Origin of the sequence: Robertkochia solimangrovi (assembly GCF_007279655.1) — a bacterium.
In the GTDB taxonomy this organism is placed as follows: domain Bacteria; phylum Bacteroidota; class Bacteroidia; order Flavobacteriales; family Flavobacteriaceae; genus Robertkochia; species Robertkochia solimangrovi.
In genome coordinates this window covers 218,903-243,000 of the sequence record NZ_QKWN01000002.1, presented here as the reverse complement: position 1 = coordinate 243,000, position 24,098 = coordinate 218,903, and the positions used below count along the sequence as shown (strand labels likewise).

At 39.6% G+C, this 24,098-nt stretch carries 20 protein-coding genes; 7 read left to right on the top strand and 13 right to left on the bottom strand.

All coding sequences use genetic code 11. The features are described from left to right. Positions 1-156 precede the first annotated feature (156 nt). Entirely contained in the window at positions 157-1,062 is a 906-nt protein-coding gene (locus DMZ48_RS04945; RefSeq protein WP_143954009.1) for an MORN repeat-containing protein, read from the top strand. A 67-nt stretch (positions 1,063-1,129) separates the two neighbouring features. Here the strand turns inward: DMZ48_RS04945 and DMZ48_RS04940 are convergent, their stop codons facing one another. Both DMZ48_RS04940 and DMZ48_RS04935 read right to left on the bottom strand, forming a co-directional pair. After that, positions 1,130-2,170, bottom strand: coding sequence for a serine hydrolase domain-containing protein (locus DMZ48_RS04940; protein ID WP_143954008.1), 1,041 nt, complete (start codon positions 2,168-2,170; stop codon positions 1,130-1,132). Between the two features lie 197 nt (positions 2,171-2,367). Continuing rightward, positions 2,368-3,192, bottom strand: coding sequence for a TlpA family protein disulfide reductase (locus DMZ48_RS04935; RefSeq protein WP_143954007.1), 825 nt, complete (start codon positions 3,190-3,192; stop codon positions 2,368-2,370). A 355-nt stretch (positions 3,193-3,547) separates the two neighbouring features. On the opposite strand from DMZ48_RS04935, the gene DMZ48_RS04930 reads away from it, so the two are divergent. Beyond that, positions 3,548-4,708, top strand: a complete 1,161-nt coding sequence (locus tag DMZ48_RS04930; protein ID WP_143954006.1) for a hypothetical protein — start codon at positions 3,548-3,550, stop codon at positions 4,706-4,708. A gap of 432 nt (positions 4,709-5,140) precedes the next feature. Here DMZ48_RS04930 and DMZ48_RS04925 read toward each other — a convergent pair whose 3' ends face one another. Continuing rightward, positions 5,141-5,548, bottom strand: coding sequence for a DoxX family protein (locus DMZ48_RS04925; protein WP_143954005.1), 408 nt, complete (start codon positions 5,546-5,548; stop codon positions 5,141-5,143). Positions 5,549-5,999: 451 nt separating this feature from the next. On the opposite strand from DMZ48_RS04925, the gene DMZ48_RS04920 reads away from it, so the two are divergent. Continuing rightward, a complete protein-coding gene (locus DMZ48_RS04920) occupies positions 6,000-6,362 on the top strand; it encodes a nuclear transport factor 2 family protein (RefSeq protein WP_143954004.1) in 363 nt (120 codons plus the stop codon). 9 nt (positions 6,363-6,371) lie between these two features. On the opposite strand, the gene DMZ48_RS04915 is transcribed toward DMZ48_RS04920, so the two are convergent. Then, a complete protein-coding gene (locus DMZ48_RS04915) occupies positions 6,372-8,429 on the bottom strand; it encodes a helix-turn-helix domain-containing protein (protein WP_143954003.1) in 2,058 nt (685 codons plus the stop codon). Positions 8,430-8,664: 235 nt separating this feature from the next. Here DMZ48_RS04915 and DMZ48_RS04910 point away from each other — a divergent pair, with 235 nt between their 5' ends. Both DMZ48_RS04910 and DMZ48_RS04905 read left to right on the top strand, forming a co-directional pair. Further along, positions 8,665-9,264 carry an ankyrin repeat domain-containing protein gene (locus tag DMZ48_RS04910; RefSeq protein ID WP_143954002.1) on the top strand — a complete coding sequence of 200 codons (600 nt, stop codon included), beginning with the start codon at positions 8,665-8,667 and terminating at the stop codon, positions 9,262-9,264. Between the two features lie 21 nt (positions 9,265-9,285). Next, positions 9,286-10,380, top strand: coding sequence for an acyltransferase family protein (locus DMZ48_RS04905; RefSeq protein ID WP_143954001.1), 1,095 nt, complete (start codon positions 9,286-9,288; stop codon positions 10,378-10,380). Positions 10,381-10,480: 100 nt separating this feature from the next. On the opposite strand, the gene DMZ48_RS04900 is transcribed toward DMZ48_RS04905, so the two are convergent. The 5 genes from DMZ48_RS04900 to DMZ48_RS04880 all read right to left on the bottom strand — a co-directional run bounded on the left by DMZ48_RS04900 (position 10,481) and on the right by DMZ48_RS04880 (position 13,506). Continuing rightward, positions 10,481-10,885 (bottom strand): hypothetical protein, encoded by a 405-nt coding sequence (locus DMZ48_RS04900; protein WP_143954000.1) that lies wholly within the window; start codon positions 10,883-10,885, stop codon positions 10,481-10,483. Continuing rightward, positions 10,882-11,637, bottom strand: a complete 756-nt coding sequence (locus tag DMZ48_RS04895; protein WP_143953999.1) for a class I SAM-dependent methyltransferase — start codon at positions 11,635-11,637, stop codon at positions 10,882-10,884. Before DMZ48_RS04895 ends, DMZ48_RS04900 begins: the two co-directional genes overlap by 4 nt. Next, positions 11,628-12,365: a DUF2071 domain-containing protein gene (locus DMZ48_RS04890; RefSeq protein WP_143953998.1), complete on the bottom strand. Its 738-nt coding sequence runs from the start codon at positions 12,363-12,365 to the stop codon at positions 11,628-11,630. Before DMZ48_RS04890 ends, DMZ48_RS04895 begins: the two co-directional genes overlap by 10 nt. Continuing rightward, a complete protein-coding gene (locus tag DMZ48_RS04885) occupies positions 12,362-12,754 on the bottom strand; it encodes a DoxX-like family protein (RefSeq protein ID WP_143953997.1) in 393 nt (130 codons plus the stop codon). Before DMZ48_RS04885 ends, DMZ48_RS04890 begins: the two co-directional genes overlap by 4 nt. 323 nt (positions 12,755-13,077) lie before the next feature. Then, complete coding sequence (locus tag DMZ48_RS04880) at positions 13,078-13,506, bottom strand: DoxX family protein (RefSeq protein WP_143953996.1); 429 nt, start codon at positions 13,504-13,506, stop codon at positions 13,078-13,080. Positions 13,507-13,792: 286 nt separating this feature from the next. On the opposite strand from DMZ48_RS04880, the gene DMZ48_RS04875 reads away from it, so the two are divergent. Further along, a complete protein-coding gene (locus DMZ48_RS04875; protein ID WP_143953995.1) occupies positions 13,793-15,367 on the top strand; it encodes a M28 family metallopeptidase in 1,575 nt (524 codons plus the stop codon). 126 nt (positions 15,368-15,493) lie between these two features. Here DMZ48_RS04875 and DMZ48_RS04870 read toward each other — a convergent pair whose 3' ends face one another. Then, a complete protein-coding gene (locus DMZ48_RS04870) occupies positions 15,494-17,380 on the bottom strand; it encodes a CocE/NonD family hydrolase (RefSeq protein ID WP_143953994.1) in 1,887 nt (628 codons plus the stop codon). Between the two features lie 363 nt (positions 17,381-17,743). On the opposite strand from DMZ48_RS04870, the gene DMZ48_RS04865 reads away from it, so the two are divergent. Next, complete coding sequence (locus DMZ48_RS04865) at positions 17,744-18,622, top strand: AraC family transcriptional regulator (RefSeq protein WP_143953993.1); 879 nt, start codon at positions 17,744-17,746, stop codon at positions 18,620-18,622. On the opposite strand, the gene DMZ48_RS04860 is transcribed toward DMZ48_RS04865, so the two are convergent. The 3 genes from DMZ48_RS04860 to DMZ48_RS04850 form a co-directional block, all read right to left on the bottom strand. Next, complete coding sequence (locus DMZ48_RS04860; protein WP_143953992.1) at positions 18,623-20,398, bottom strand: DUF885 family protein; 1,776 nt, start codon at positions 20,396-20,398, stop codon at positions 18,623-18,625. It abuts the gene before it with no gap. After that, positions 20,371-22,143, bottom strand: coding sequence for a DUF885 family protein (locus DMZ48_RS04855; RefSeq protein ID WP_199287939.1), 1,773 nt, complete (start codon positions 22,141-22,143; stop codon positions 20,371-20,373). The genes DMZ48_RS04860 and DMZ48_RS04855 overlap by 28 nt, the downstream gene beginning before the upstream one ends. A 182-nt stretch (positions 22,144-22,325) precedes the next feature. Continuing rightward, complete coding sequence (locus DMZ48_RS04850) at positions 22,326-24,050, bottom strand: DUF885 family protein (protein WP_143953991.1); 1,725 nt, start codon at positions 24,048-24,050, stop codon at positions 22,326-22,328. Between the last annotated feature and the right edge of the window lie 48 nt (positions 24,051-24,098).

Genomic DNA, 24,098 nt, shown 5'->3' with positions numbered 1-24,098 from the left:
GACGTTCTGGTAGTGCTTAATCCTGATTTATTTATGCTGTTAAGAATTCCAAAGAAAGTAAATGTCCTTTTATCGATTTAATTATACACAGTTCAGATCAGGATGTATTTTCAAAACCGAAAAACCAGATTAACCACCTAACAACTAAAAACCAGCATGAAAAAATTCTTGATGACAGCATTACTGCTGTTGTTTACCAGCCAGATCTTCGCACAAACTGAGATTGACGACTATGAAAACCCAGTCTTGATCTTTCAAAATTTTGAATCTCTCGATAACTTCTTTCTGGATAATATGGAACTTAACGGTGAAGTATTTACCGCTCTCGATGTTCAGAAATTAAAATTTAAGAAAAGTGTCAATGAAAATGGAGAAACCAATTACTACATCGACATTCCATTTTATGTCAATAAACCTATTCCCGGATATAGTGATTTCGGGCTTGTGATGATCAACACCTTAACCTGGTCGGTATTGGATGAAAACAAAGTACCACGGGTAAAAAGCTTCAGAAAAATCATTAATGGCAGTACGGCAATTGGCATTGAACAGTATAACGAAAATTTATCCACCTCTATAACTACTCCCGGAAAATACTATCTGAAATTAATCACGAATACCCTACCGGAGGAATCATATTTTACCTATGTTTTTGTCGGAAGTATTGCAAATAGGGACGGATTCATCGGTGACATTTATAATACCGATACAGTTGATGAAGCAGCAGGAAACTCTCATGTGCGTGAGGTTATGCGCGAAATTGCAAAATGCCGAACCGAAATCGACAAATATGCGGGGAAGGATAAAAGTTTTTCCAAAAAATGTGTTTCCGGTGATTGTAGTAACGGCTTCGGAACCTATATCTGGAGTAACGGGGAAATTTATACCGGATACTGGGTGAACAATAAAAGAAATGGCGTCGGAATCAACCAATTCGCTAACGGTACTATCTATGAAGGAGAATGGCAAGATGACTTAAGACAAGGCTATGGCACCAATAAAAAGTCAAACGGTGAGGTTGAAAAAGGGAATTGGGAAAAGGATGTTTTTAAGGGAGAGTAAAAAATCGAATTTTGAACTATTCATTGGCCGTATGTGATATATACGGCCTCATATTTTGTGATTGGAATTATAGGCTGTTATCTTCTATGATCTTAACAATTCGGTTATACATGATCTCCGACAAACTCCAGTTATACCCTTCAAAATCGACCGTATTGGTGAATTGAATGACCACTGCATCCAGATCGCTGAAATATTTAGCGATCGTCTGATAGCCGGGAATGAGCCCTGTGTGCTCAAATCGATAGATCGAAGCATAGATCTCCTGCTCCTGTTTATCCGTGAATACCGAGCCATCGTTAAGTGCCCTTATAAACGTACCCAGATCTTCCGCTGTAGCCAGCATAACTCCGTTGTCATCCATTTTCAGATCCTGATCATAGCCGACATAATAACCGCTCATAACGTCTTCAGGATCTACATCCTGAATCGATCCAAATGTATTTTTAAGATGAAGCGGATCTAAAATTTCTGCTTTGATATACTGATATTTACTTCCTCCGGTAATCTTTTCGATCAGCATTGAGAGCAACAGATAATTCGTATTACTATAGGCATAGTCGGTATCCGGTTGAAAATTTGCCGGCTGATCAAGGATTAATGCCAATCGTTCGTCATCGCTTTGCTTGGGATGTGCCCAATACATTTCGGTATCGGTATAATTGGGAATCCCGCTTCGGTGCTGTACCATCATGCGAATGGTAATGTACTGAGCATTCTCGATTCGGACTGAGAGTTCCGGGAAATAATCTGCCAGGGACTTGTCTAACGATAAGCGACCATCTCGTACTAATTTAGCGATGGAAACCGCGGTATATAATTTACTGACACTGGCAATTTTAAATAAGGAATTTGGATCGGCGGGGATTTGATTTTCTCTATTCTTAACCCCTGAGACATAGCATACCGGACCCTCCCCATTTTTATCCACATACACGATGATGCCGTCAAAACCATAGTCATCGGCTTTATCCACCTGCTCCTGAACGGTTTCCGGTAAAGGCATTATCCAGGCTTTAACAATGGGCCAGGGTACAAAATATAAAGAGATCAGAGTTCCAACTAATAACAGGACCCTGAAGATAGACTTCGATGTTTTTTTAGTCATGAATGCTTTGTACTAATTTTAATACTAATCAAAATGTGAAGTTCAATATAGTAATAATGTAGTAATATAATATACCGGACCACAGACCACGTACTCCGAACTGTGATGTACCAACGGCACATGGGTCATCGAAATTGAATAACGGCTACCCTTGTGGTTTGCCTAATGGTATTCATCTAAAATATATAATCATTGACTCACATCGGCGGAGGAACCGCAAACTCATTAGGTTTTTTAATCCTTTTATAATTCTGGTGGTTCAAATATGCGATCATGGCCCCGGCACTTTTGAATACCTTTTCGATCTTCCCATCTTTCCCAACTACGATATGAGTTGGAAATTCACTTATCCCCAACTCTTCCCGGATCAATTTACTTTGCTCTGGAACGTTTGAATAATTTAATGATCTTCGTTCGAGAAATTCTTCCAGATCAGCTGCAGGATCCAGTACCAGGCTAATGAATTCCATATCATCATTCTGATGATTCCTTTCAACCAACGCATTCAATTCCGGGAACTCTTTGATACATGCTACACAATTCACAAACCAACATTTAATAATCAAGTTTTTTCCTTTTGTACCTGAAGAATTATAGACGACGCCGTTAATATCCCGAAATTCAAATTCAGGAAACTCTTTTCCTTCCATTTTGAAATTCCTATAATCAACTTCAGATATACTTCTGATCTGAGCGCTTATCGAACTACCAATCTTGGAATCTTTATTGATTCTGAATAATTTATAATACAATGAACTGTCAGGCATTTTGAGTTTAATCGGTATAAAATCACCCGTAAGAAGTTCTTTGAAATATTTATCCTTACTGATCCTGTTACTCCCTTCATCAACAGGAATAAAATCATTGGAAGCGGTAATGTTGAAATAAAAATAGTCATACCATTCAGGAAAATTATTCTCAAGTGTATGTATATCCACCTCAGGCTCACCCTGGATAGTTTGACTATCACAGCTTATCAAAACAAAAAACAAAAGGCCTAGTAAGATCTTTACTACTTTCATATATGCTAAATACACTAATTATTTCCCCTTAGATCCATATTTTGAACAAAATAAATGCCTCATGTAGTACCTAAAGAAAGGATTTTAAGATAATATAAGTATATTTTTTATATTGTGCGAAAATTCATCAGTATATATCACATAAATGAACGATTCCAAAACTTGCTTTTTTCAAGGTACTGCAGTACTATTTATACTTACTTTCTTTTTAAGTTGTCAAACTAAAACCAAAAAAACGGAAATTGGATCTGATAGTGATGTCGAAATAATCCAGACCCAACCGGTTGACCATTTATTAAATACTACCGAATCAAATACCGAAAACCCTCAAGAAATTAATAGTGAAAAATCAGAAATGAAAAGCTCTGGTAAAAAAATCTTTATCGATGAAATCGGATATTTTGAAGCTACCAATGATCCCTATGTATTTGTAGGATTTAAGAAAGGTTACAATTGGAAGGCCATAGATACGCTTAAGCAATACGCAGATTCGGTGATCTATGAAGCAGATATCGATTCAAGAATACGTTATCCGATGGAAAAAGCCAGAGAATTCCTTGATCTAGATCTGCTCGACGGAATCACCATTTTCAATACCGACAATGAATCACAAGGGGTTTCTCATATTAAACGAATTGAATTTTACACCCATACTATGGGAGAAGAGTTCATTTGTATTCTAGAGACACCAAATCCCTTAGAAGGAGCTGATTTTTATGGAATAAATGGCACTGATCAATTTATCGGATCCTTAAAAAGTCATACAATCAATGATACGAATTTAAAGGATTCGCTCCGTAATTCAATAAAGATTAAAACTCGTACTGAATGGGGACTAGAAATTAAAAAGATAGAACCATTCAATACATCCTACGCTTATTATTCATTTACTGATGAGAGTGAAGCAAAAAGGTCCTATTTATTTGAAGTAAATAAAGATCAAATCACTACAATGGCTGAGATCAATCAAGATTACTGCATTTTTGGCCTTACTCCCGTATCTCTTCAATTCAATGGAAAGCCTGTATTCATATTATTTGTGGGAGTTCCCGATTCTGATGTACAATGGAAAACACCGGCGATCTATAATGGTACCAAATATGAAATCACCAACAAACGAATTATAGACCTGTCTCAATATAAATCTGACAGTAATTCCTTTGCCTGTGATCTTACAACCTTAGCAGATGTTAATGATCAAATTAAAAATCTCAACAGGATCGATATCGATAAATTTCTAAAGACTTTTTCAGAAGACTATATTAATAATGTTGAATATTCGGAATGGAGTCATGAATTGCTGTTCGAAGTCCTTTACGAATATCCGGAAGAAACAATCGGACTACTAAATGACAGCGTTTATAAGCACACGGTGATCTATGATCAATTAAAAGAACCTATGGATGAAATTATCGACTCTAAATCGATCATTGAGCGCATAAAATCATTAAATATTAGGAATGAGCCCGCCAATACCATCATCAATACGCTACAAAACTATCATGCTAAAATATAACCTGGTAATTTGCGTCCCTACATCGCACGCTATACCGAACTGTGATGTACCAACGGCACATGGGTCATCGAAATTGAATAACGGCTACCCTTGTGGTTTGCCTAATGTACTCACTTAAAATACATTACACGCTTAACTAGCTGATTTTTAACATTATAAGCTACCCTAACTAAACTTAACCTTTGAATATTATAATTATTTTATCTTAGCAGTCCTTAAATCTTTTAGCTATGTACTCAATACAAGGATACCTTCCCGGCCCTGTACTTATTATTGCGGGCTTGTATTTCAAAAATTATGACAAGGATGGCACCTATTCCTTTCTCCGTAAATTTTGGCTTTTATTGGTGATTCTGGGAGTTTTATATTGCTTACTGATAGTGCTCCTTTTATTTGTTAAGCCGCGATAATCGTTGAAATCTTAACCCAAATTTATTTTTTCGATACATCGGATGTCATTTGATTCGGTTTAAAATAAATGCTGTTATAAGCATAGTAAGAAATAAGTAAGATCGCTAAGAAAATCAGTGGGAAGATCGATTGAAAATTCACGCCATCCACCTTGAAATGACTGATACTTGCAAAGATAAAATCAAAGATGAAGCCCGCATATGCCCATTCTTTGAGTCGTTTAGGAATCTTAGGAATGATCAGAATGAGCGCTCCTAAAACTTTAAATACCACCAGGGCGTTTCCGAAATATTCCGGATACCCCAAGTGTTTAATTCCTTCTTTAGCCAACTCAGTTTGCGAAGTTAAGGCCGGCATAACTCCTTCCATTAAAAATATAATAGAGGTGGTTATCCAATAAATGATCCGGGTTGTTTTTGTCGTTGTCATCACTTTGCTATTTAAGTCCTATTCAAAATTATAACATCAATCTTCGTTTAGTGGGGTGTGAAACCGACATTCCCAATGGGTGATCACGACATAAACCTACCAGGATTTATTATTTAGACGACATCACATTATAGGGAACTTAAGTTATGAGAAACTTACTACTAACTTAATGTTTCCATGTCGGCAGCTAACAGATAAAGCTATTCTATAACAAGTGCTTCTCATAGCTCCTTACAAGATGAATTCTATTCGTGCATCAATAATCTTATATTCGGGCAAAAAATCCCGGTTCTTCTTACAGAACTTCAATTCCTTTACGAAATGGTCTAAATAAGGCCATTCCATATGTCTTCATTTTATATTTTCCAAGGTAAGAGTAACCTACACTTTTTAATCAACTAACCCGAAGTTTTTATCTTAATTTTGACAAGGTATCCAAGAAAAACATTCAATGACGCATAAAGAGATCGCAATATCGTTTCTAAAACTCGCCGGAACCGGACAGGTAGATGAAGCTTTCGAAAGTTTCATCTCATCCAATTTCATCCACCATAATCAATATTTTCAGGGAACACGAGAAGCCCTGATGGCCGCGATGAAAGAAGCCCATGTACACAGTCCGAATAAATCAATTGAGGTAAAATTCTGCTATGAAGACGGTGCTTCCGTAATAACCCATACCCATGTGAAACAGGAACTCATGGAGATCGCCGTGGTACATATCTTTCGGTTTGAAGGGGATCACATTGCAGAACTTTGGGATATGGGTCAGCCTATAGAAAAAGAATCTCCGAATGAATATGGGTTGTTTTAGCTCGATAGATTATAAAAGATCGTTTTCCTCCAATGATTCCCGGAGTTTTTCCTGATTATCCCAGAATCGGTCTTCGATCTGTTTGATAGTGGTTTTATAGTCCGGATGTTGCATCAGTGGTCTTATCATAGGGTCTTTTTCCAGGAATAACAGGATCCAGTATTGAAAATGATCCTGGGTGGCAAATATTTTTAGTTGTTCGATCCCTTCTTCGATCTTTCCTTCATGGGCATATAACATCGCCATACTGGCGCTCTTATAGATCGATTCATCTTTTTGACAATAATCCCGGTAGTTCTGAAAAAACACTTCTGACTCAGCTTTTCTGCCCATTCTGGAATAGACTTCCCCTATCTTTAGATCCTCATGTGGATAAATATCCAGATTATACTTCCGTTTAGCGGTTACAAACTTTTCATAATACCGGAAGGCTCCTTCATAGTCCTCCTGAAAATAATGCAGCTTCGCAGTCTCCTGCAGGATATCCAGTCTGGTTGTATCCTTTTCCAGTTCTTTAATCAGGCCCTGTTTCGCCTTTTCCAGATCTTGATCCTTTGCATACTGAATATAAACCTTCAGAAAAGAAGCATATGGATTTGAGGGAGCATTGGCGATGCAAGCATCGATATAATACAAAGCTTCATCTGTAAATCCATTTTGTATCAACGCATTGCTCAGGTTCAAATAAATATATCCTCTTGCTACAGAATCATTCGCTGCGATATCCAATTGAATACCCTTCAAGGCATACTTCAGGTATTTGGCAGTATCCGGAATATAACTAGTGTATAAGTTACATAAAACCTGAACCACTGCATTCGAATTCGGGTTGTACTCCAAAGCTTTCTCCAGATGGGGTAATGCCAACCTGTATTCTTCAGTATGCATATAATATAAGGCCTTTGAAATAAGGCTTACATCCGATTTTGAATCATATAACAAAGCTTTATCTGCATAATTATTGATAAGCTCGGTATAGTGTTTTTGCTGCTGATGAAAATCGAGAAAATAATAGGATATCGCCAAGTTGGCATAAGCCATGGCAAACTGTGGATCCTCCTCCGTTGCTTTTTCAAACAAAGGAATCGCTTTTTGAAGTCCTTCTGGAGTACGGGAATAGAATGGGTCTAAAGCCTGAAGGAAATAATCGTATGCAACCATATTCTCGGTGGGGATCTTTTCTATCTGTGCTAACTCTGCAGGCGTCACAACGACCTTTATCGCCTCCGCTATTTTCCTTGCCACATCATTTTGCAGATCGAAGATATCCACGACTTCCTGATCGTATTGTTCCACCCAAATAGGTTTATCAGTAGCCGCTTCTATCAACTGTATATGCAGCACTACCCGATTCCCCACACGCTGTCCGCTTCCCTCCACCAGATAATTTACGTTGAGTTCTTCTGCAATCTGCGGAATGCTTTTAGCCGTGTTTCTATACGTTTCTGATGAAGTTCTGCTAACCACTCGCAGATCTCTGATCTTCTGCAAATTGCTCAAGGTAGATTCCATGAGTCCGTTCACAAAATAAAGATTGGTGGAATCGCTGCTTTCATTTTTGAATGGTAAGACCGCTATAGATTTTTCTATTAAGTCCGGCTCAGCAGGTACTTTAGGACCCGTGAAGAAATATACCGCTGCAATTATAAGTATAATTCCTCCGGCCAGATATAGCCACTGATACTTTCTTTTCCCTCCTTCTGATAGACTTTTTCCCCCATGTTCCACCGTATTTTTTCCTGCTTCACCCGGGGGAAAACCGTATTGCTCACGAAAGCATTTAATGAAGTAAGAAGTACTACCGAAACCCACATGAAAAGAGATCTCTGAAACAGACAATGACGAATCCTTCAACATTGTCATCGCTTCTTGGAGACGAATGTTACGAATAAACTGACTGGCGGAAAGTTCGGTCTCCTTTTTGATCTTACGAAGTAAATTTGACCGGCTCATGTGCAGCGACATGGCTAATTCCGAGACGCCGAAGTTTTCATCGGATATATTCTCCAGAACAATTGCTTCAGCCTGAACTAAAAATTCAGAACGGTTTTCAGATCGGTTTGACATCTTGTTGTTTAGTGGCTCTAAATTAGAAAAAAATAAAGATACGCATAGCCTGTAAAATCGGTTTTAAAATGCTCCTTGAAGCTTTTCTGCATCATAATTTATATTCCTGCGTCATAGTTTCTATCGACTCCTGAAACTTTACATCTTTCTCCGCATAGCTTTTAAACGTTGCTTCATGATCCGACAGACCTTTGTATCAAACAAAAATGAAATGTCCAATTTAAATTCAACAACAATGAAAACGCTTAAAAATTATTCAACAGTAAACATGATCATTATTTATGCCTTTATTCTCTTTATGATCCTCTCCTGCGGTCAATCCGTAAAGAGTCCCGAAGTAAAGGAAACCGCAAGTACCGAGACCAAAGCTAGTGTTAAAGCTCCTGAGGTGGATCTGCAGACCGCGATCATTACCGGAGATCTTGAGGCGGTACAAAAACATATTGCTGCAGGCAGTGATATCAACAAAAAAGATCCGATGAGTGGTTCTACCCCCCTGATCACCGCAGCCAGTTTTGACAAAACAAAGATCGCGGAAGCACTTATCAATGCCAGTGCCGACCTTACCCCTAAAAATAACGATGGATCAACTGCCTTACACGCAGCTGCCTTCTTCTGTAATGTTGAGATTGTACAGTTACTGATCGATGCCAAAGCCGATAAATCGGTTAAGAATAACTTCGGCGCCACTCCCCGCGAAACCGTTACCGGTCCTTTCGAGGCTGTAAAACCTGTATATGAGATGTTGCAACAACAATTAGGGCCTTTGGGACTCCAGATTGATCTTAAGGAAATTGAAAAAACACGTCCGGTAATCGCCATGATGTTACAGTAAAACCACCAAAAACATAACGTGATGAAAACTGAAAGAAGATATGACATAGACTGGCTACGTGTGATCGCTATAGGATTATTATTGATCTACCATATTGCCATCGTATTTCAGCCCTGGGCTCTGTTCGTCGGATTTGTAAAGAGCGATGAACCCATGAATGCATTGTGGAAGCCGATGACTCTGCTGAACGTATGGAGAATACCGTTTCTCTTCTATGTATCCGGTATGGGGGTATATTTCGCGCTAGGAAAAAGAAACTGGCAGCAACTAATTGGAGAAAGAGCCAAAAGGATCCTGCTACCCTTCTTATTTGGAATCATTGCGATTACCCCTTTGCATATGATCCTGTTTCAAAAATTCTATAAGATGCCGCTCAGTTATTATCCGCATATGGGTCATCTCTGGTTTCTGGGGAATATCTTCTGCTACGTACTTATCCTCTTACCGGTTTTCTATTATTTGAAGCACAGACCTGAAAGCGGATTTAAAATGATTGCGGCTAAGATCATGAGTAATCCATTAGGTCCGCTTTCGGTAACCCTGCTATTTGTTTTGGAAACTTTACTGGTAAAGCCTCAGATCTTTGCCATGTATGCCGAGACCTGGCATGGATTCTTTCTGGGACTCATCGCATTCGCCTGCGGATTCCTCCTGATGTATAGTGGAACCTCCTTCTGGCAAACCGTTTTGAAATGGAAATGGGGCTATTTCGGGTTAGCACTCGTGCTCTATTTAGTGCGATATTCCATCTTTAACCTGGAAGCTCCCGGGTATCTCATGGCGATAGAATCGAATTGCTGGATCTTCTGGATATTCGGACTCGGATACCAATTCCTTAACAAGCCGGGGAAACTATTAAGCTATCTCAGTAAAGCAGCCTATCCGGTATATATCATCCATATGTTTGTACTCTATGCCGGAGCCAACCTGATATTACCCTTGTCAATACCCGTAACACTTCAATTCATCGTATTAACGCTCTTTACCTTCATACTATGTTTTCTCCTTTATGAATTTATCATCAGAAGGATCAGGATTTTGCATCCTATATTCGGATTGAAATGGGAGTTTAGTAAAATAAATGAACAAATAGAAACGATAAGTGTACAGGAGTAATCCTCCATGGTTTAGCAGGGTATTGAGTACGGAAATCCGCTAGGCTTTTCGTACTCAAACTCTTGGTTGCATTAAGAGATATTTTAATGTAAAAAAAAAATTATATCAATCCATTAAGCCAAAAAATCACGGAGAAATAGATCCATAAGGCACTGAAATGAATATGAATCACAGATTCAAATAATTTACCTTTCCATAATTTAGAAGAATATCCAAAAAACTGAATCAATAAGCGTACAGTCCAGAAAATTCCAAATCCTATTGAAATAACTTTACCCAGGTCAGTGTCAATCAAGTCTTCGGTAGTATACAGGCATAGTAACCCCATCAGAAATACAGAAAGTGCAATAAAAAAGGTATGTATCGTCATCATTTGACGGTTGATAAGGCTTAAGGATCGCAACTCGGCTTTCCAATTAAAATACTTTGGAAAGATTCCATGGATCGATGCCAGTACTATCAGTAAAACTCCGATTATCCTGATATGAAGATAGAGATCGATCATGAAGCCTGACAATTAAAAATAGACATGAATGGCGTAAACTTCGTTTCCTCAAAAGTTGCAAAGCCTGCTTCCTGAAAAGCATTCCTCCAGGTTGTTTCTGAAAAAAAATGCGTGAAACCAAATGAAAAAGCCAGGAAATTGGGTAGATCCCGTAGATGTTCCACTGTAATAACACGCCCATTCGGTTTACAGATCCTTTTACATTCTTTTAAAAAAACTATCCTTTCCGTATGGGAACGAATTTCATGTGCTGCAGATAAGAGAAAGATAATATCTACCGTATTATCCTTTACCGGAATATAATTGGATTGAATCTCTGTAGTATTTGGATAAGTCATACTTATTTTTCTAGCCCTCACAATAGCCGGTTCCGTGTGCCTTACAGGGTTATAAAAATCAAATACCTGTAACTCCGAAGCTTTGAAATTATTTTTCAGTATATAACTGGTCTCATCAAAACCAGCATTGATATTTATAAGATTTAGTGTTTTTTCCCGAGAGAGCCCAAATTGCTGTAACCAATTAAAATCATAATAGCCGGAAAAATCATAAACGTAAGCCGAAATGATCAAAGGCATCAGCAATCCATAGATAAATGCCAGAGATATACTAAATATCCATAATAAAGGTGTTTTGAGAAGTATCAAAGTGATCAATATTGACGCCCATACCAAAATTCCTATAATATAAAAATGCCTGTTAAAACTCAATATATTCAGCACACTCTGAAATTTTCTTCTTTTTATTTCCATAGTTCTGTTTTTCCTTTTTTCCAGTAATAAGGAACATTTGAAACCATAAAAGCATTCGCCAAACGTATATTTTTAAATTCCTTATCCTTTAAGAACCCAACTTTTGCATGCTCCACTTCAACTGGCACAGGTTTCCAATTATCTCTTACTCCTTCAATGATCAATACCTTTTTTTTAATCCTGTTATAGGTAAATGTATAGGGTAACGGACCAGCGTAACGTCTGGCCTCCTTCCATTCACGAAAAGGTGAGCAATCGGGTAGCAAAACCTCCGACATATCCGTATTGATTCGAACATCGAGTGCTGAAGCAACAGACTTTATAGCTATATTTCCATTCACTACTTGCATGTTGATATCAGTCGTTTTATAATTATAATGAGTGAAAAGATTTCCAAAAAAAGACATTTTTGATTTATTGGTCTCCGATCCCAGAATATATAAGCCTCTTAAACGCTTACCTCGCAGATCTGTATACCTAACAAATACTCTGTATCCGATCAGGAAAAAATCATTCCCTAAAACTTTAGGAAACCCTTTGGGTCGTAATTTTCTGGTACTAACTATTGCTAAAGCTACAAAAGCCCACTTATCAGCAAAGGTGTCTAATTCTACACATTCCGGAATCAAGTCTTTTAATTCTTCTTTTGGTACCGCATACGTAAGAACAAGAGAACGCTCAAAGAAAGTCTCAACGGCAAAGGGATGACTTTTTAACAGTTCCATCATGCATTTAGGTATTTTAACCGTTTCGATAAAATAAACTCCTTATAATAAATCAGGGCTATAAATAGTATCGCAAAAAAGCTATTGAGCCTTCCCCATAATAACAACTCAGGAACCATGATAAATTCGATAATATTCATGATCGCGACGATTATCATCTGTGTTACCGAATTCCATTTACTCCTGAAACCGGAAAATATCCAAATAGCCATAATAATCTCCGAAAATCCTATAAGTATCGTATAAATTTCAGCATGCTCAGCTCCAATGATCCTATTTACGATCTCGCGATGACGTGGAACCAGATTCAGTACCTTACAAAATAATCCATTGATCAACCAAACGAAGGCGGTTATAAGGTTTAGAATTATATAAAGGTATTTGGTTTCCAATTTTAAAAGAATCCTGTTTCAGGATAACAGATGGTCATAAATTATAGTTCTATAAAGGTACTGATTTTCTTAATAATATGTAACAGAAGTACGTTGAGTTTTAGGAGTGATTACCTACTTAATTAAAGTATAATTCTACAAACGGTTTTGTCTATTTTTACAGATGTTTATTTTGATAGACTGGCCGTTGTATTAATTGAGTATAGTATGGTTAAAAGCTTCTGGTCTTTTAGCGCTTGAACATACTTGCGCGACCGGTGATGAAAGTATTCATCGCAGGCTCATTATATTGTTCATTCTAGCTAGCTCAGAAATTTCAGCTTTTATTTTCGGCCGGAGATCAAACTATCTACTTCCAGAAACTTTTCCCTGATCAGGCTCAGGGCAAAAGCACCTCCAGCAGCGGCAAAGACAGAATAATCGAAGGCTCCCTTAATGCCTGATGCAAAAGTCATCGACAAACCGAAGATCAGCATCAGATATCCACTGAGCTTTGCAAATAGTTCTGTTTTGAAGCCGATGATCAAAAAGAATGCAAAGACGATCTCAGCTAAGGTGGCTACAATGGCAAGAACAGGAATTACTGCAGCAGGAAACCAGGGATTGATCATCGCTGTATATCCAACGAAGTTATCCCAGTTACCCCATACCGACACCTTCTCGTCCCACATTCCGAAACGATCGGCTACAGCGGACAGAAATCCGGCAGCAATGGCTAATCTTAAAAATAGTTTGACAAAATTTTTATACATCGTATTTAAATTGGCGGTTTATATTGAATGTAAAGATAGTCCTTCCCTGAATTAATCTTAGATTTTTCTATTCATTCCCTTCCTATTATCAATCAAATACCACTCCTTTTCAGGAAAATTCATTTTTTTTAGCACGTTTGAGAATTCACCGACGTAATTCTGACTTTTTTACTAAATTCAGTCCGTCTGATTTCATCGGACCACTTTTATCATATAGAATACAAATGCTGCCTATACCAACAGGTAGCTTAAATACTAATATTTCAAAAACCAAAAACCAATAATTATGCGTAAACCACTACTCCTGTTATTCCTTATCCCCTGGATAATGAATGCCCAGGTTGAAGAACCCGACACACTGGCACTTTCAAAGATCAAAAAAGAAGGACTTGAAAACTCGAAGGTTATGGATTTTGCCTTCCACCTAACCGATGTCTCAGGCCCGAGACTTACCGCATCTCCGGGATTCCTGAAAGCTGCAAACTGGTCAAAAACCCGATTAACTGAAATGGGATTAGAAAATGCTCAGCTTGAGTCCTGGGGAGATTTCGGAAAAGGCTGGGAACAGGAAAAATGTTATGTGGCAATGCGTACTCCCTATTATACGCCTTTAATTGCTCAACCCCTTGCCTGGACCGGTAGTACTCCGGGCCGTGGAGAAATTTCTAAAGAAGTGGTCCTGATCAAGGCAACCGATACTGTTGAACTCGAAAAGTATTTGGATAAGATCAAAGGAAATATCGTAATGCAATGGTCTGATGACGAATTATCTCCATCATTTGAACCTGACGGAGCCCGATTCACTGAGAGCGAGCTTTTCGAAATGGCCACCGCCTTTGCCGGAAACAGTGGTGGAAGATCCTGGGCTACTATGAGAGCCGCAGAGAGAGAACGTCGTATGCAACAATTCCGTCTGGCACGTCGTGTTCAGGAAATGATCAATGAGGCCAAGCCAGCTTTGGTATTAAAGATGAACGGAAGAGGTAACGACGGTACTATTTTCGCAAGCAGTGGCGGTAGCTATGACAAAGATGCAGATAATGCTCCTGCTTCAGTTATGTTATCCAGCGATGATTATCTCAGAATTCAACGTCTGATTAGCGCCGGAGAGAAAGTGACTATTGAAGCTAATGTTAAAACCAATTTCTATACTTCTGACCTTAAAGGATACAACGTGATCGCGGAGATTCCGGGTACCGATCCTGCACTTAAAGACGAGATCGTGATGCTTGGCGGACACCTGGACAGCTGGCATGCAGCTACTGGTGCGACCGATAATGCTGCCGGATGCGCGGTAATGATGGAAGCAGTTCGTATCATCAAAGAATCCGGACTACAACCAAAGCGTACCATTCGTATCGCTCTTTGGGGTGGTGAGGAACAAGGCCTCCATGGTTCCAGAAATTATGCAAAAATGCATTTTGCGGAAGCTATCGATGGTGAATGGGATATCAAACCCGAACAACAAAAAGTATCGGCCTACTATAACCTTGATAACGGGACCGGACGTATTCGCGGCGTTTATCTACAGGGTAACGAAGCTGTTCGACCAATCTTCAGCAAATGGCTGGAACCTTTTGCCGATATGGATGCTAAAACACTTACGATCAATAATACCGGAGGAACCGATCACCTGGCCTTCGATGCTGTGGGTATTCCTGGATTCCAGTTCATTCAGGACCGAATCGAATACAATACCCGTACACACCATACCAATATGGACACCTATGATCATCTCGTTGCCGATGACCTGAAACAAGCTGCTGTCATCGTAGCGACTTTCGTATACAACACCGCTCAACGCGAAGAACAAATACCACGTAAAGATATGCCTGTGCTTTCAGACAGCGCTAGCAGATAATTAAATAAAAAACTTTTACATTAAAAAAGTCCTCACCTGTTCGGGTGAGGACTTTTTATTTGAATTGATATTATACTGATTATCAATATTTGGTATACTGTACCACTGGTACGTATCCAGAGATTATTACTTGCTAACGATCGGTAATTTGATCGATGAGGGGTACTTCGAAGAATGATGTACTTTATTATGAGCAATCACTCCTTCCGCTTCATCATAGTTATTTCCTCCAGTATTCAAATTACGAGCGAAACGCGGGAAATTACTGCTGGATATTTCAATTCTGATTTTATGTCCCTTTTCAAAATAATTACTCGTTGACATCGGAGTCAGATCGATTTTATAAACCTGTCCGTCCTCCATAAATACTTCCTTATCATATCCTTCTCTGTATCTCACTCTCTGGATGGTTTCATCAAGATTGTAAGCACTGCCATCAGGATAAACATCGATGAGTTTGATCGTGAAATCGGTATCTTTTGCATCCGAAGAAACATAGAGCGTAGCTTCTATAAATCCGGAGATCTCTACTCCTTCTTTCAAGGCTTCAGAAGTATACACCAGAATATCATCTCTGGTTTCCATATTTTGTTGATCATAGGAACCTCCTTTAACCGCATTTCCGGTGCAACAAACGTTTCCACCGTACGATTCAACCGGATCCATCGGATCGTACGTAAACCCATCCGGATTATCTTTCCTGGCTTTTTTGGTCGATAGTAAGCCGTCTTCCATTGAAGTTCCGGCATTTCCAGTACTGTTCAGGTAAAAGGTCTTTAACCTGGCTGCTTCCGGTGGCCAGGTATCGGCACTTTGCCACTTATTAATTCCCATTGTGTAATACTGCACTCTAGGGGTCTTCTCTTTGAAATCATTTTGTTCGCCCTTAAGCCAAAGATCGAACCAGCCATAGATTTGCTCCTCATAATTGAGTCGGGCATCCCCGACACTTCTCTCCCCTACAATGGTATTCTCAGTTGCTCGCGTATAGGCACAGTGCAGGGTTGGTGCGATCACCAAATATTGATTCTCCCTTACGTCTGCATCGGATGCATTTTCTCTTACATGGTTAAAAAGCTTCAGGTTTGGTGTGATCGACACGTCATACCACGATGCAAACCAAAAACTCGGTACTCCGAAATCCATATCATCATGGTAGAGTCCGCCTTCATACCAGGCTGGATCATTGGGCTTACGACGGATCATCTTATCGAAGATCTCCTTTTTACCATTAACATTCTTTAAAATGTCCTGAATCGGTAAATGTCTTAATGCTTCTGCCATATCCACCGGTGGATTTTCCGGAGCCAGATCATAGAATCTTGAAATCCTGATCAGGTCTTCCTGGGTCGCACCTTCCGGAATACGAGGTTTAAACTTATCCTGCTCCACTCCGTATAACCAGGCAAAGAAAAGCATTTGTTCAGCGCCTCCACGGTACCAGTTTCCCTGCTCATTGACATCGCCTACACGGCCAACTCCAGCACCAAAGCCTTGAGGTACCATGGCTGCATGCGACGGATGATCCAGAGCAGCAACCGCCATTTGCCATTCGGCAGTAGATGAGCAACCAAGGGTCCCGATCTTTCCGTTTGACCATGGCTGATCCTTCATCCACGAGAAAGCGTCATAGCCGTCTGTTAATGGTACACCAAGAATATCCCATTCTCCTTCTGAAAAATATCTTCCTCTTTCATTCTGTACCACATAGGCATAGCCCCTTTTTACAGCCTCCAATGCTCTTTCGGCCGTACGGGTCTTTTGTTCTCCATCACCCCAGGAATTAAAATTATAGGGAGTACGGGAAAAAATGATCGGTACTTTCTCTTCCGTTTTCGGACGATAAATATCCGTTGCGAGGCGAATACCATCTCGCATCGGCATCATTACCTTTTGGTCGATAATGGCAATTTCTGCAAGTTCATCCAGCGGATTGCTTTGAGCCAATAGGTACTGACTACTTCCCAAAAGAGTGACTAACAGAAACGTAATTAAAATACAGCGTTGTTTCATATGTTGATTGGTTAGGGTTAGATAATTTCAAACTGATGATAACCTACTCAATCGTAGGTTAATAGATTGTAATATTCTCAAGTAAAAAATTGTTATCAGGAATTTCTTCTAAACTTTTCATCTGAATCGCTTAAAAATAGCACTTTTTTTGTTAAAAATTCCTTTTAGATTTTCCTCTGCATCACTATAGATTCCGGTTCGGAGGATATGCACATTGACTATGAGGGGGTTCTGAAATTTTAACAGTGCTATTATTACCCAATACTAATACTTTATTATCCCAAGAATTGTTGAATATAATTAAATCAAATAATTTAATACGTAATTACACCAAACCATTACACCTAAATTACCTTTCAAATTATGAAAATTCTACCTTTTAAGATCCCCAAACCAGAACAGGAGGCTCTTGTCTATCAGGAGGACTCCTGTTTTCATTTTTATGACAAATTACACCAGCATGACGACATTCAAATCAGTTACATTGTTTCCGGAGAAGGATCGCTTGTTGTTGGTGATACGATTACCGATTTTATGCCGAATGATATATTGGTCATCGGTGAAAATATCCCCCATGTGTTTAAAAGTCATCCGGAGTCTTCGTCGATTTCCGTGATGCAAAAACTCTTCTTTACCCGTGATTCATTTGGGAAGGACTTTTTTAACATTTCGGATATGGCAAGACTTCAAAGTCTTTTAAATGAATCCCGACATGGCATTAAGATCATCAGTGATCGTGATAAACTGATTCCCTTTTTCAATGAACTTAAAAATCAAAATCGTATTCAGCGTATTGCAAGCCTTTTGAATATCCTGAACATCATGATCTCAGCAGAAAAGCAACAGTTGTCAAAGTTTACCTACCGAAAAAAATATTCAGATGATGACGGAAATAGAATGAATGTGGTAATCGATTATACGTTGAAGAATTTTCAGGAACCATTTTCACTGGATAAAGTAGCGGAAAAGGCAAACATGAGTAAGAATGCCTTTTGCCGATACTTCAAAAGTAAGACAAACAAAACTTATTTTCAGTTTTTAATAGAAGTCAGGATCGAATATGCTTGTCGTCTTCTCTTTAAGACCAATGACCTGCCGATCTCGGAAATATCCGGACTTTGCGGTTTTCCGAACATCGCTAATTTCAATCGGAAATTCAAGGATCTGAAGGGTACCACTCCCTCGAACTACCGAAAATTCATGATCGCAAAATGGAATAATCAAAATTCCATTTCTGCCTGATCATTGGTTATAAAACTTCCAATGCGCCTTATAATCTTTTTGTAAGGCAGCATTGGTTAATATATTGCGAATCATTTCCACGGGCATGGCGTTCAATTTGATCGTTTTGTCATGGAATTCCTTTATTCCCATTTTACCACTGTCAACCAGTTCTTTTTTCAAAGCATAGAACTGTCTGCCTCCGGTAAGATAACCTACCTGATATAAAGGGTCACTATTACTCGATAAAGGTCCTCTGATCTCACTTTCTGCATTTTTATATTCATGCCCCACCTTCTCTACCAGAAAGTCGATACATTCCTGAGGGGTCCATTCTCCCATATGGAAATTAAACGAAAAAATGATCCGGGCACAACGGTGCATATGCCAGAATAACATTCCCACGCGCTCTTCCGGAGTCGATGGAAAATCCATATCCCAAAGCAAAAGTTCCCAGTACAATGCCCATCCTTCCATCCAGAAAGGAGAATCAAAATTCCTATAGGTACGCTCCCTCGCATTCATAAAGAATTCGAGGTTATGTCCTGGTATCAATTCATGATGTACGGTTGCAAAAGAAAAATTAGGATTATTACCCCGCATACTCATCATCTTAAACTCATGATCCATCGTATTGGTCGGATACGAGATAGTAATATCCCATCCTCCGGTAAAGAATGCATTGGTTCGCTGACGTTCCGGCGACATCATATACATCCCCCACACCTCCTCTGCCAGCGGAGGTATCGTTACCAGGTCATGTTTCTTCACAAAAGAAACAGAGGTTTTATATAGTTTTAATATCGCTTCCGGTTGCTCACCAGGTGGCACATAGGTGTTTTTTACGCTTTCAAGGGCTGCTTTCCAATCATTTCCATACCCCATTTCCCTGGAAGCTTTCAGCATTTCCTTTTCACACCACGCGAATTCCTCATTAGCGATAATGGTCAATTCTTCGGGAGTATATGGAATCATACGATATTCCAGCTGGCGCATCAATTCTTCCTTTCCTACAGGTTTACGGGATACGATACCATTTTTATCCGGAATTTGTTTTCCCTGAAACAATTCTGTATACTCCTTCAATGCTGTATCTGCTTTTGGAAAAACATCGGAAGTCCACCAGGTAAACATCGGGTCATAGCCTTTGTAAAATGTATTGATATCTGCAAGAACATCCCTAAGTCCATTTCCGGTTTCGGTGGCCTTTCGTATCACCAGTACACTCAATTCATTTTCGGTAGCTAATTCAGCTTTTAAGGAATCGATCTGGTCCAGAATCTCCGACATATCTTCAGCAACCTTTTGTGCATCCGGCTGTATTCCTCTTCTTCGTAAAGCAAAGATTTCATACACTCTAGCACTGAAAGGATACCACCTTGAAACACTGTCCAATTCCTGTCTTTCGACTTCCGATTGCCTGAGTGCCTCTTCCAGATCGCGTTTAAACAAAATATAATCGGCTTGGCATTCCTGAGTTAATCCTTCAAAATCAAGTGTCTCAAGCTTTTGTAAGTAATCGTAGCTCAAGCGGTCAATCCTTTCTGATTTCTCCGGATAGGAAACGGCAGATTGATTCCGCCACCGATTATCGGAGCGACCGGCAGGATTGTAGAAATTATTCAATACCTGCCTGTCGGCCTGATAGTTCTGTATTAAAAACGGCATTTCCTGACAAGGAACAAAAGTCTGTTCCCCGGATTCCTGTGCAACGAGAGTCCCTGAAAAGAAGAGCATACTGCACAGAAATGGAACCCATTGTAAAAATTCTATTTTTCGGTATCGTAGAATTTCCATTTCGTTTTATAATTTTTTCTGAGTTTCTGATCAGTCATTATCGCCCGGATCATTTCCACAGGCATGGCGTTTAACTGCATAATGGTATCATGGAACTCCTTATTGGTCATTTTTCCACTTTCCACCATCTCCTTATGAAGGGCATAAAACTGACGTCCGCCGGTAAGGTATGCCAGCTGGTATAATGGTGGATAGTTTCCAACAAAGGAACGTCTTACCTCACCTTCTGCATTCGCTCTTTCAAACCCAACACGGTCTACCAGAAAATCGATACATTCCTGTGGGGTCCATTTTCCCAAATGGTAATTCAGAGAAAAAATGATTCGGGCGCAACGATGCATATGCCAGAATAGCATTCCGATTCGATCTTCAGGTCCTTGTGGAAAATCCATATCCCACAACAGTAATTCCCAGTACAATGCCCAACCTTCGGTCCAGAATGGTGTTCTGTAATTTCTATACGTCCGGTATCGACTGTTCATAAAGCCCTGAAGATTATGACCTGCAATCAATTCATGATGTACGGTCGCTCTGGAAAAATGCGGGTTATTTCCACGCATACTCATCATACGTTGTTCATATTCCATATCGTCGGTCGGATAAGAAATACTGATAGAGGAGCCTCCGGTGAAGAACGGGTTCACCAACTGCCGCTCCGGAGTCATCATAATCATTCCCCATACCTCCTCTGCGAGCGGTGGAACGGTGATCAGATCATTTTTCTTAAGAAAATCAACCGATTCATTATAGAGTCTCAGGATCATTTCCGGTTGTTTTCCGGGCTCCACATAGGAATTCTTCACTTTTTCCTGTGCTGCTTTCCAATCATCACCGAAGCCCATTTCACGGGATGCTTTCAACAATTCTTCATCACACCAGGCAAACTCTTTGTTAGCGATCTCGATCAGCTGTTCCGGTGTATAGGGAATCATCTCATATTCCAATTGTTTCATTAATTCATCCCGACCTGCCGGAACGCCTACAATACCGCTTTCATCCACCGCCTTGCCTTTCTCAACCTTTTTTTCAAATGTCGCGGCATACTGATCCAATGATGCGGTCATAGCTTCGTATACCTTGGGCATCCACCAGGTGAACATCGGGTCGTAGCCATTATAAAAAGTATAAACATTCTCAGCAGAACTCTTCAGATCTCCGATGACCAATAAAGCCTCTGCAACCTCATCCTTATCCATTGATGCGGTGGCTTCCAGTTTCGTTTTCAATACTTCTATCTGAGTTACCACTTCATTCCATTCTTCAGCCATTTTAGTCGCATCCGGCTGATGCCCTCTTCTTCTGGCTTTCAAATAGGGATAGATCTTATCTGAAAAGGTGAACCAGGGTTTGATTTTCTGGTAAATCGCTTCTTTTTCAACTGCAGCTGCTACCTCCTTTTCGAGATCCCTTTTAAAAAGGATATAATCTACCTTACATTCCTGAGGAAGACCTTCAAAATCGATCTTTGAAAGTTTTGAGAGATAATCTTTTCGTAATTCACTCATTCTTATTCTTCGCTCCGGAGATCCCCCGGCATCAAAAGTTCTTCCGTAGTATCCCCTTGATGCCGGCGAATAAAAGCGCACCAAGGCATCATGATCAGCGTTGTATTTCGTCATCAGATCCGGCATCACCTGACAGGGTACAAAGGATGCATCCTGTTGTGCACTTATTTGACAAGTGACACAGAATACTCCCATAATCAAAAGGTTCTTTGAGATCCGTATTAAATTTATTTTTCCCATTTTTCTAATTAATTTTTAAAACATTTTCTAAGTTGAAATTGTTTGGCGTTGCTCCTATTCACGTAGCGTATAAATCTTATATAATTTTGAATGTAATTACTCCAATAGAAAAAGGGGCCTCATTTTTTGGCGGAATCGGCCCCTTTCTTTGAAAGCTAAATACTAAACAACTCAAACAAATATTAATCTTTATAGAAATCCCAAGATGTCTTATAGTTCTTATTCAGTGATTGATCTGTGAGAATCGCTCTGACCATTTCTACCGGCATACTATTCTCACGGAGCACAGCATCATGATATTCCTTATAACTCATTTTTCCGGTATCAACCAGTTCTTTTTTCAAAGCATAGAACTGCATACCTCCTACCATATACGCCAGTTGATACAGTGGTCCGTAACGGGCGGTGAATGATCTTCTCACTTCTCCTTCTGCATTGGCGCGTTCATGTCCGACTCTGTCTACCAGATAATCGATACATTCCTGTGGTGTCCATTTCCCCAGGTGATAGTTAAGTGAAAATATGATACGGGCACAACGATGCATTCTCCAGAAAAGCATACCGATACGATCCTCAGGTGATCTCGGAAAATCCATATCCCACAACACCAATTCCCAGTATAGTGCCCAACCTTCGGTCCAGAATGGGGTACGGAAATGACGATAAGGTTTAAAACGGCGATTCATGAATCCCTGAAGATGATGACCTGCGATCAATTCATGATGCACGGTAGCCCTGGAAAAATGTGGATTATTTCCACGCATACTCATCATTTTATCATCATGATCCATGGTATTTGTAGGATAGGAGATCTGTAAAACCTCACCTCCTAAAAAGAAAGGAGCTATTTTTTGTCTTTCCGGACTCATCATACTCATTCTCCAGGTCTCTTCAGCCATCGGTGGTATAGAGAGCAGATCGTTCTTCTTCAGAAAGTCTACCGATTGTTTATACAGCTCATACATCGCTTCCGGCTGGTAACCCTCCGGAACATAAGATTGCTTTACTTTTTCCTGTGCAGCTTTCCAGTCATCCCCGAAGCCCATCTCTCTGGAGGCTTTCAACAATTCCTTATCACACCAGGCGAACTCCTTATTGGCGATCGCCACTAATTCTTCAGCGCTATAAGGAATGAACTCCTCTTCGAGTAAATGTTTCAATTCCTTTGCTCCTATTGGATTGCCGATAATACCACTTCCATCATCTTTGGGTTGTGTACTTTTATCGATTTTGGTCATGACCAAGGCATCATATTCCTGGAGCTTTGCCGTGAGCTTTTCATAGGGTTTTTCCATCCACCAGGTAAATTCAGGATCATACCCGTAATAGAACTCATATACACTTTTCAATGCGGTTTGATGTCCCTTAATCACATCCTGAGCTCTTTCCGCAAGTCTGCGATCCAGAAAGGGCTCCTTCGCCCCCAATGCAATTGTTAGTTTATCCAATGCTTCCGAAATACTGTTTAATTCGGCCGCTACTTCAGAAGATTTAAGATGTGTTCCTCTCCTTCTCAATTTCTCGATCTGATAGATGGGATCCCCGTAAGAAACCCAATCTTCGATCGATGTGTATTCCTCCTTTTCATCGGTAAGCGTTCTCAACGCTCTCTCGATATCTCTTTTGGTCAGTAAATAATCGACCTGCCCTTCTACTGATAATTTATTGAAATTATAAGTGCCCAGACGGGACAAATAGTCTTGATAGAATTCCTGAAAGCGCGCTCTTTTCTCCGGAGAACTTTGTACAATGTAGAACCTTTCAAGGCTACCGTAGTCCGCAGCCATTTCATTCATAAGCTGATAAAGTTCGCTTACAGGAGATTCATTATTTTGTGCATCAGCATAAGCCCAGAAGATTAGGGTCAGAAATAATGCAAAAACCTGTCTTTTTAAATTAGTTTTCATAGTGAGTAGTTGATTTTTGTTGAAGATACATATAAAGGGGTCAATTTT